Raw genomic sequence first — 8,738 nt, 5'->3', positions numbered from 1 at the left:
GGAACCTCGATCATCTCTGCATAGGCTCCAGGGATTGTAAAGCCTATTATGGTCTCGCCAAGCCTCTCACATAGATTCTCCCTACCCCTTGCACAGTAGAAGCAACCCCCACATGGAGATGTATTCATAGTAACGAAAACCCTACCCCTCAGATCCCTGGGAACCCCCTCTCCAACATCCTCAACAACACCTACAAACTCATGGCCAATCACATTTGGAAGCCTGGCGAATGGATGGCCCCTCCTATATAGCTTAACATCGGTGCCACATGTAAGGGCTATGAGAACCCTAGCCACTATCGAGCCCCTCCCAGGCTTCGGAGGCTCTATATCCTCAACCCTCAGATCACCTGGGGCGTGGAGTACAGCAGCCCTCAAATAGATCGCCCTATATATCTTCGATAGAATCCTAATAAGGGGCCTAGTTGAGGGCGGCCCTTGTGAAAAAGGGGGGCGGGCTAGAGGTAGCTGAGCTAGATATCCCAAGGCCAGGTGATGGGGAGATCCTCGTTAGAATGGTTGCCTGCGGAATATGCGGAACAGATCTTGAGAAGATAAAAGGCGGTACAGAGACGCCACCGGTGCTAGGCCACGAGGTGGTTGGCGTTGTAGAGGAGGTGGGTAGAGGTGTTGAGAACCTCAAACCAGGGCTCAGGGTTTTCACACACCACCATGTCTCGTGTGGGAGGTGTTGGTACTGCTACACAGGCTCAGAGACATCCTGCCCCCTTTTCAAGGAGAGCAACATATATCCAGGGGGTTTCTCGGAGTACTTCCTAGTACCGAGGATCAATGTTGAGAGGGGCGCTGTACATGTTCTCCCAGAATCTATAGACTGGGTTGAGGGAACATTTATAGAACCTCTAGCAACTGTTCTAAGAGCAATATCTAGAAGCACCTATAGACCTGGCTATAGCGTTGCCATCATAGGCTCCGGGCCTATGGGGCTTCTCTTCACAATGCTACTAAGATCCCTGGGGGCTTCTGAGATACTCGCAGTAGATCTCTCTAAGATGAGATGCTCACTAGCATCAAGCCTAGGTGCAGATGCCTGTATATCCCCAGCAGAGGTTAGCGAGCTAAGGAGATACGATCTAGTAGTGCTCTCAACAGGCTCCACAAAAGCCCTTCCAACTGCTTTCAAGCTCGTTAGGAAAGGGGGTGAGATCCTGCTCTTCGGAGCACCACCACCTGGATCCACAGCTGAGATCCCTATATCCAGGGTCTTCTACGACGAGGTTAGGCTAACACCATCATACTCAGCATCGGAGAGGGATATAGAGGCCTCTATAAGGATATTGACATCGAAGAAAATACCTGTTAAAAAAATAGTAACCCATGTATTCGAGCTAGGAGAGGTTGAAAAGGCATTCCAAGTTGCACAAGATATTGAGAGGGCTGTGAAGGTTATAGTGGTTTCGAAGAAGGAATATATTGCTTCAACGTCCTAGCCAGGATAGAGTTTTGGAATAATATCATGGGTTCAGCATAGGGCGAAACCAGATAGGCCATACCTCGATAAAGTAGATACTACGGCACCGCTATCGATATATAGCTTCTCAGCAGCATATCTCCTAGCACTATCTATATTCCTATATAGATCCCCCAGCGCCTTGTTCGAGGAAACCTCATCTAGGATCGAGCCACTAGCTATAGAGGCTATGGAGATCTTCAAAGCATCCTCAGCCCCGGCTGATGCGAATAGCACTACAGCCCTCTCCTCGAGAGCCTCTGCAGCTTCGCTGCCTCTAAATCTTTTGGATAGGATCCCCAGGAGATCCTCTAGATCCCTCTTCTCACCCTCTAGAATCTCTGAGAAGGTTTTTCTAACCCTCTCCAACGGTGTTCTCCTAGCTATGAACTCCAGGATAGCTGTGTAGGCTGGTATAACAGCTGATAATGTGATCGATAGTGAGAGGCCTGGATCCCCTATCTCAGCTATAGATCCTAATGCATAGTCCAGATCACCGCTACCCCTTACAAGGGGCTTTAAAGGATCTCCGAAGAGGGATAGCAACGATATATGGTTCAGATCTCTGAAGATAACACCATAGATCTTATGTATATCGTCCCACCCAAGCCCGCTAGATGGGATATACCTTGAAAGGGCTAGGATCTTGTGAACCTCGATCTGGGCTGAGAAGCCTGCGAGGATACCTATAGACTCTTCCAAGGTCGATGGTTTTGAGAGATCACCAATATAGATCCACTTGGGGTATGGGAGCCTCATGTCCCCATCTCCTCAATTATCTTCCTAACATCATCTCTATAGAGGATATCAGCGCCTCTGAAGCATAGAAACTCAAGCTCCGAGGAGCCTGTGTTTATGAATTGATGAGGCTCTCTAGAGGCTATGAATATCACATCACCCTGCTTAACACTCTTTATAGCAGGGGCTCCATTAACCATTGTAAGCACCGAGCCCCTCCCCTTGGTTATAACCACTATATGCTCATAGTCATGCACATCTAAGGGCGTCTGGCCCCCCGGCTCGAGTCTATAGTATCTAAGGTAGAATCTCTTAGAACCAACGCTGGGATCGATAAGTGTTTTCCTCTTAACACCCTTGGCACCTCTCTCGCTGAACTCCTTGAACTCAACAGCCTCTATATTCACTATATACATCTAGACCCCCATATAGAAGAGCCTCAGAAACTTATATAGAGGAGGCAATGGTTTCAGATCTGCTGTGATTGTTTATCCCCATCATATGAGTAGATGATTCCAGGGTCTAACAAGTGCTTGAGGATCTTGGTGATAGCTATAGCTAATACATTATTTAGCCCAGCATCAATAGTATCTAGGGCATGGAACGATGAGTAGGATCAAGGAGTTCAGTGATGAGATCTCCAACCTGGTTGAAAGCGTTAGAGACTCGGTAGTCACCGTTGTTGTGGAGGCTATAGATCCTCTATCCCTTATAGAAGCCCCTGTAAGGGGTGTTGGATCTGGCTTCATAGTTGGTGAGGGGCTTGCAATAACTAATAGCCATGTTGTTGGATCTGCTAGCAGTGTTAGGATCATATATAGCGATGGCGAGGTAGGTGTTGGTAGGGTTCTCGCAAGAGATCCATATAGGGATCTAGCGCTATTCGAGATCGACAGGCCAGGGGCTAGATATCTCAGGATGGGCGACTCAGACAAGGTAAGAGTGGGAGAGGTCGTGCTTGTAATAGGATCTCCACTCGGGATCCCAGGCCCCTCAGTAACAATGGGTGTTATAAGTGGGAAGGGGAGGACCATTGTAGCTAATGAAGGTAGAATCGTGCTCGAGGATCTTCTCCAAACAGATGCAGCAATAAACCCTGGCAACAGCGGGGGACCCCTTATAAATATGATGGGCGAAGCTGTTGGGGTCACAACAGCCATGATCCCGTTTGCCCAGGGGATAGGTTTCGCAATACCTATTAACCAGGTTAAGAGGTTTATAACGCTTATATCGAGATATGGAAGACCTGTTAGAGCCTGGATAGGGGTCTTCGTAGCACCGCTAACCCCGGAGCTCGCCAGAATGCTGGGTATAGCGGAGAGGAAAGGGGTGGTTGTGGTTAGAACAATACCGGGGAGTCCGGCGGATGATGCAGGGATAAGGAGGGGAGATGTGATTCTAAGGGCAGGTGGTAAAGAGATATCAACACCTAGCGAGCTGAGGAATGCGATTGAGGATAACATAGATAGGGGTGTGATCGAGCTAGAAATAGTTAGGAGAGGCTCTAAGAGGATTGTTGAAGCCCCGATACTTGTTGAAGAGCTATAGCTGGGATAAAATAGACTCGATAGCCATCTAGATGAGGGATCGGTGGCAGTGATGATCATATAGAGGTTTCCAGACGCAACGCAATGCTATATCAAACCCAGAGATCTATGGTCTATATTTTTTACCATGCTTCACCCTCTCACCGAGGATCTCGGCTAGTATTGGGATCTCCCTTAGCTTCTCCTCACCAATCCTCTCCCAGTATATCCCCTTTGGCTTTCTATAGGCTCTCTCAACCCTTATAATCCTAGTGGGTGTTACTATTATATCCACCGGTAGGTCGTGCTCCTCCATCGGTATCTCCTGGTCTATGATCTGTAGGTCGTGGACCGTTGTGATAACAGGTGTGTCCTCGTCGACAAGCCCCAGCTCTCTCAATATACCATATTCAAGATCAGCGTAGCCCCCTCCCTTCCCAACCCTCGCCCCTTTAGTGTTCACAGCTACTGAGCCGACTATAAGTAGATCTACCTTCGGCATCTCTTTGATCGATGCCTTCGAACCCCATATAAAGGATCCCCTTATCGTCGATGCCTCTGAGATCCTATTCCTAGGTATAGATCTTGGATCCAGTATTAGGAACCCCTCCCTAAGCCTCGGAGTAGGCATAACCACCATCTTACCCATAGCAAGCGCTATATATCTAGACCTCATCTGAGGAGAATCAGGGTTGATCTTAACCACAGAGGCTCTGCGAAACTCAGGAAGCTCCGAGGCCCTCTCACACGCTAGCTCGGCACCATCGAAGTTAGGTATCCTCCCATAGATAGGCTTTGGAGGCCTTGAAACACCCTTCTCCTCAAGAAGCCTCCAGATCCTAGCCCTTATCCCAGCCTTTAGATCCCCAGCCTCTTTACCAGCAACCATGGAGCATCAAAGAAATATAGTGATAAAGCATTATTAGAGCGCCACTGGATATTCTAACCACTAATCGCTATCCCAAGGGCCTGGGCTATCGGCTGTGCTAGGAACCCTATCGACTGGCTTATAACGGTTGATGTTGCGAAAAATGCTCCAAAGAGCATCGCAGCTATAGCAATGTTACCCCTGCTCAGCTCCTCAGCTATAGATGGTGCCTCAACCTTACCGGCTAACCTAGCAACCATAAATCTATATACAGCGTTCTGTGCAAGTGTTATCGCAAATATCGCTAGGGGCAGGCCTATGAAAAGCTGTATTAAACCAGCAACTAGAGCCTCGAGGGCTCCCTTACAACTGAAAGCCCCACCCCTTTAGGGCGAGGATCGTGAAATGCTTATAAGCTTTGATGCTGGTGGTATAGCTAGATGATGAGGTAGTGATGAGTATGGCAACCAGGCCCCCAGATGACTATAGATGGGGGCTAACAACCATATCCCCGAGTCCCGAGAGGGGATAGGGGTAGCTGGCCGAAGACCCGAGACCCGGCCCAGGGCTAAACCCACGGGAACCTGGGATGATCTACTATAGAATTGAAAAAAAGCTATCTGGAGAATAGCTACGACCACGCTGATCAGAATATCAAGCCAGCTAGCCGTCTGATCACCGGATATTGTAAATGATAAATGATGAGGCATCTAATAAGCCTGTGCATAGGTATATACAGTATATATGAAGATAAGCAACAATGATCCATGATCGGGTATTGCCTTTTCATCTCAAGAGGCATTATTCCTTAATTATTATTTGAAGTAGGGGGATTAGATAGGAACCAAGACATGTTGGAGGCCTCTGTTTTGGCGCCGGGGGGAGGATTCGAACCTCCGACCACCGGGTTAACAGCCCGGCGCTCTACCAGCTGAGCTACCCCGGCCATCTCTATATAACTCATCGGGGCTTTTTAGCTTTTCCAAGCTTCTATGGCTTAGATGCATATGGAAATGCTTATTATGCTTACATATGCATATTTATATAGGTGAGATAAGGGTGTTCTTCTTCTTCGACCCGATAGCGCTGGCACTGATGGTTCTAGGATATATAGTGATGTTTATGCTAGCATCAACCATAGCTCCTAAGGTTGCTGGTAGGCTATCAGGAGCCTTCTCCCTATATACCTCCATGGCCCTCACATTGATCCTGATTATCCTGGTGTTCACCGGAACCCTCTTCGGCATAGTATATGCTATCCAGCTATGGAGGGGTGCTCCGCTAAACCTCAACGACCCAGGGATTGTTACTGGTTTTATACTGCCTATAATGATCTTCGTGATAATAGCGAATCTATTCACATATATACTCTCACCGATAATGATAAACCTATTCTACGGAGCAACACCAGATCCAAGGCTCCAGGAGATAGTGAATAGAGTTGCCTCAAGACTAGGTGTGAAGCCCCCTAAGGCTGTAAGGGTTAGAGGGCCTCCAAATGCATTTGCATATGGAAACATATTCCTTGGGAGATATGTAGCAGTTACGGAGGGGATGCTAGAGCTTGTAGATGAGAGAGAGCTAGAAGCCGTTGTAGGGCATGAGATAGGGCATCACAAGCATAGGGATAACGCTATAATGCTCTTCCTAGGTATACTCCCATCAGTGATATACTATCTAGGTGTGAGCCTAGTACATCTAGGCCTATGGGGAGGCGGTAATAATAGGAGAAACGGTTCCAGCCCAATCATATTAGTGTTAGTAGGCATAGCAGCTGTTATAGTATCATTCGTGCTACAGATATTGATACTAGCGTTTAGCAGGCTTAGAGAGTACTACGCAGATCTCGAGGGGGCTAAGGCGGCTGGGAGGAGCGCTATGCAGGCTGCGCTGGCAAAGATACATATATTCTATAGGAGAAACCCAGAGATCCACCAGAGTGTTGGGGAGAGCAAGTTGAGAGCACTATTCATATACGCACTAACAGATGCTGTGGCAGAGCCCTTCTATAGAGTAACTAGAGCTGATATAGAGAGGATCATGAGATCTGGGTATTCACCGATAGAGGAGATCCTGGCGACACACCCACCAATACCTAAGAGACTTAGATTCCTCGAGAACCTAACATGGATACCGCCATAGGCTTGAGTAAGCCCTTTTCATAGCTAATCCCAGTATTTTTTCGTAGACATATATTTCTTCTCCCTCTCCAAGATCTTTATATAGAGATCCTCATCATCCTGTGAAGAAGCTATAATGCTAGCCGCACTCTCCGGCCCAACCCCCCTTCCCATGAGGACAAGCACAGCCTTTCTACCATAGCTTGCAACAAGATTTGCCGTCCCCACAAGCATTGAGAGAGCCTCCTTCTCATCATCCCTCAGAGCCTTTGGATCCCTAAGGATCTCCGGGTTCTTCGCAACCCTTCTAACAAGCTCTCTAGCATATGGATAGCCATATTTATTCACACCAACAAACACAGATCCACATGCTGGGCACTCGATCTTCTGCGGCAGATCCTTTACCTTTGATGTATAAGTGTAGCCACACATAATGCATACCAACATAGCATCCTTCTCCTCAAGCCTCCTCCTCACAAGCTCCGCAACAATGCTCCTCGGTATAGACTGGCTCCTAACCCTTTCAAAACCCGATATACCCCTATATAGCTCGCCTCCAAGCGGTGTTGGCTCCCTCAGATCTAGGGCAACAACCCTTGCCCTCCCCTCCTTAACCCTTGATAGAAGATCCCTCAACCCCTCTAGATCGAGCTCCTCATAGAGCATATCCCTCAAAGCCTCCTCACCCACAACAGTATCTTCGAAGAGCCTCGCATGCTTCAAAGCCTCCTCGAAGGGGTAATCCCTATCAACAGCCCCCATCTTCTTCGCAACCGCTACTAGGTGCCATCTATAGGCTCCACTCGATCTAGCAGCCCCTAGAACCCTGGCCTCTATCTCGCTGGGGTCTCTCCAAGAGGATAGGATCTTCTCGAGATCCCTGGCGCCAAGGCTACCCTGCATAGCAACTATAACGCCATATGGTGTAGCCCTATAAGATGCTGAGGAGCCTAGATAGCTGGATATAAATAGCCCTAGGGCCTCGCTAGCCTTGGAACCTATACATGCGTGTATAATGGCTATGCTAACGCCGGCATCTCTCCAACCCTCTATTAACACTAGATCATCGCCTGGTATTGGATAGCCGCTGGATATATGTCTCTCAACAGCCTCTCGAACCCTTTTCATAGCATCGGAATCAACTGGGTATCTCTCAAAAGCCTTCTCGGGATCTCTGGATAGGGCTCTCAGCATCATACACACCTCCCTAGCAACCCTCCTATCAACTGGGATCTGCTGTCCAATCCACCTAGGCACAGATCCTTCTGCGCTATCTACAGCCTCAACATATATTTGATCCTCATCAACCTCTAAAACCCTCCAGAGAGATCCCCCGAGGACTATCACAGCACCTGGAGCAACCTCCTTAGCTACGAATCTCTCGTCCAGCTCACCTATAGATCTGTTTGAAGCTATATCAACAACCCTATAGCTCTTGGTATCCACAATCATGGTTGCTCGGTAGTAATACTGCTTAGCCCTCCTACCCCTCGAAAGGATCTTCACTCCGTTCTCCTCAGATATCCTTATAACCCCTATGCTGGATAGGAACTCAGCAACCCTTTCAACAACATGCTGTGTGAGGCCTCTGAATGGATAGGCCTTGGAGAGTATCTCCACCACCTCTCCCACAGAGATCGATTCCTTTTCTAGAACCAACCCCGCTATCTGGTGGGCGAGAACATCTAGGGGTAGCTCTCGGGGGGTCAGCCTCTCGATCTCATTATAGGGATTTTGCGAACAGGCCCTCCTAGCTATGACAGCGCTCTCAGCTATATCGTAGATATTCTCGCTAGCAATTATATAGCCTATAGAAGGCGCATCCTCCCTATGCCCACTCCTACCCATCCTCTGGAGCATCTTCATAGCCTGCCTAGGAGACATATACTGGATAACGATCTCGACGCTCCCAACATCTATCCCAAGCTCGAGGCTGGATGTAGCCACTATAGCTGGGATCCTCCCCTCCCTAAGGCTCCTCTCAACAGCCTCCCTAGCATCCCTTGATAGGGATCC

Annotated in this window: 9 protein-coding genes and 1 tRNA gene; 3 read left to right on the top strand and 7 right to left on the bottom strand. The window is 48.4% G+C overall.

The window, feature by feature from the left end; genetic code table 11:
• Positions 1–377, bottom strand: a 377-nt coding sequence (locus QXE01_09835; GenBank protein ID MEM4971535.1) for an alcohol dehydrogenase catalytic domain-containing protein, incomplete at its 3' end; no start/stop codon positions are given.
• Between the two features lie 47 nt (positions 378–424).
• On the opposite strand from QXE01_09835, the gene QXE01_09830 reads away from it, so the two are divergent.
• A complete protein-coding gene (locus QXE01_09830; protein MEM4971534.1) occupies positions 425–1,450 on the top strand; it encodes an alcohol dehydrogenase catalytic domain-containing protein in 1,026 nt (341 codons plus the stop codon).
• Positions 1,451–1,482: 32 nt separating this feature from the next.
• Here the strand turns inward: QXE01_09830 and QXE01_09825 are convergent, their stop codons facing one another.
• Together QXE01_09825 and QXE01_09820 are read right to left on the bottom strand one after the other, a co-directional pair.
• On the bottom strand, positions 1,483–2,229 hold the full coding sequence (locus tag QXE01_09825) for a hypothetical protein (protein ID MEM4971533.1): 747 nt from the start codon (positions 2,227–2,229) through the stop codon (positions 1,483–1,485).
• Complete coding sequence (locus tag QXE01_09820; protein ID MEM4971532.1) at positions 2,226–2,624, bottom strand: cupin domain-containing protein; 399 nt, start codon at positions 2,622–2,624, stop codon at positions 2,226–2,228. The genes QXE01_09825 and QXE01_09820 overlap by 4 nt, the downstream gene beginning before the upstream one ends.
• A gap of 190 nt (positions 2,625–2,814) precedes the next feature.
• Here QXE01_09820 and QXE01_09815 point away from each other — a divergent pair, with 190 nt between their 5' ends.
• A complete protein-coding gene (locus QXE01_09815) occupies positions 2,815–3,756 on the top strand; it encodes a trypsin-like peptidase domain-containing protein (protein MEM4971531.1) in 942 nt (313 codons plus the stop codon).
• 105 nt (positions 3,757–3,861) lie between these two features.
• Here the strand turns inward: QXE01_09815 and QXE01_09810 are convergent, their stop codons facing one another.
• The 3 genes from QXE01_09810 to QXE01_09800 all read right to left on the bottom strand — a co-directional run bounded on the left by QXE01_09810 (position 3,862) and on the right by QXE01_09800 (position 5,548).
• The gene (locus tag QXE01_09810) at positions 3,862–4,623 is read right to left on the bottom strand and encodes a 5-formyltetrahydrofolate cyclo-ligase (protein MEM4971530.1); all 762 of its coding nucleotides are present in this window, start codon (positions 4,621–4,623) and stop codon (positions 3,862–3,864) included.
• Positions 4,624–4,676: 53 nt separating this feature from the next.
• On the bottom strand, positions 4,677–4,862 hold the full coding sequence (locus tag QXE01_09805) for a hypothetical protein (protein MEM4971529.1): 186 nt from the start codon (positions 4,860–4,862) through the stop codon (positions 4,677–4,679).
• Positions 4,863–5,472: 610 nt separating this feature from the next.
• Positions 5,473–5,548: transfer RNA gene (locus tag QXE01_09800), tRNA-Asn, on the bottom strand.
• An 86-nt stretch (positions 5,549–5,634) separates the two neighbouring features.
• On the opposite strand from QXE01_09800, the gene QXE01_09795 reads away from it, so the two are divergent.
• Complete coding sequence (locus tag QXE01_09795) at positions 5,635–6,744, top strand: zinc metalloprotease HtpX (protein ID MEM4971528.1); 1,110 nt, start codon at positions 5,635–5,637, stop codon at positions 6,742–6,744.
• A 23-nt stretch (positions 6,745–6,767) separates the two neighbouring features.
• On the opposite strand, the gene QXE01_09790 is transcribed toward QXE01_09795, so the two are convergent.
• Positions 6,768–8,738, bottom strand: a 1,971-nt coding sequence (locus tag QXE01_09790) for a helicase-related protein (protein ID MEM4971527.1), incomplete at its 5' end; no start/stop codon positions are given.

This window comes from Sulfolobales archaeon (assembly GCA_038897115.1).
Lineage (GTDB): Archaea > Thermoproteota > Thermoprotei_A > Sulfolobales > AG1 > AG1.
The sequence above is the reverse complement of the archived record's forward strand: the minus strand, read 5'-3'. Positions and strand labels throughout refer to the sequence as shown.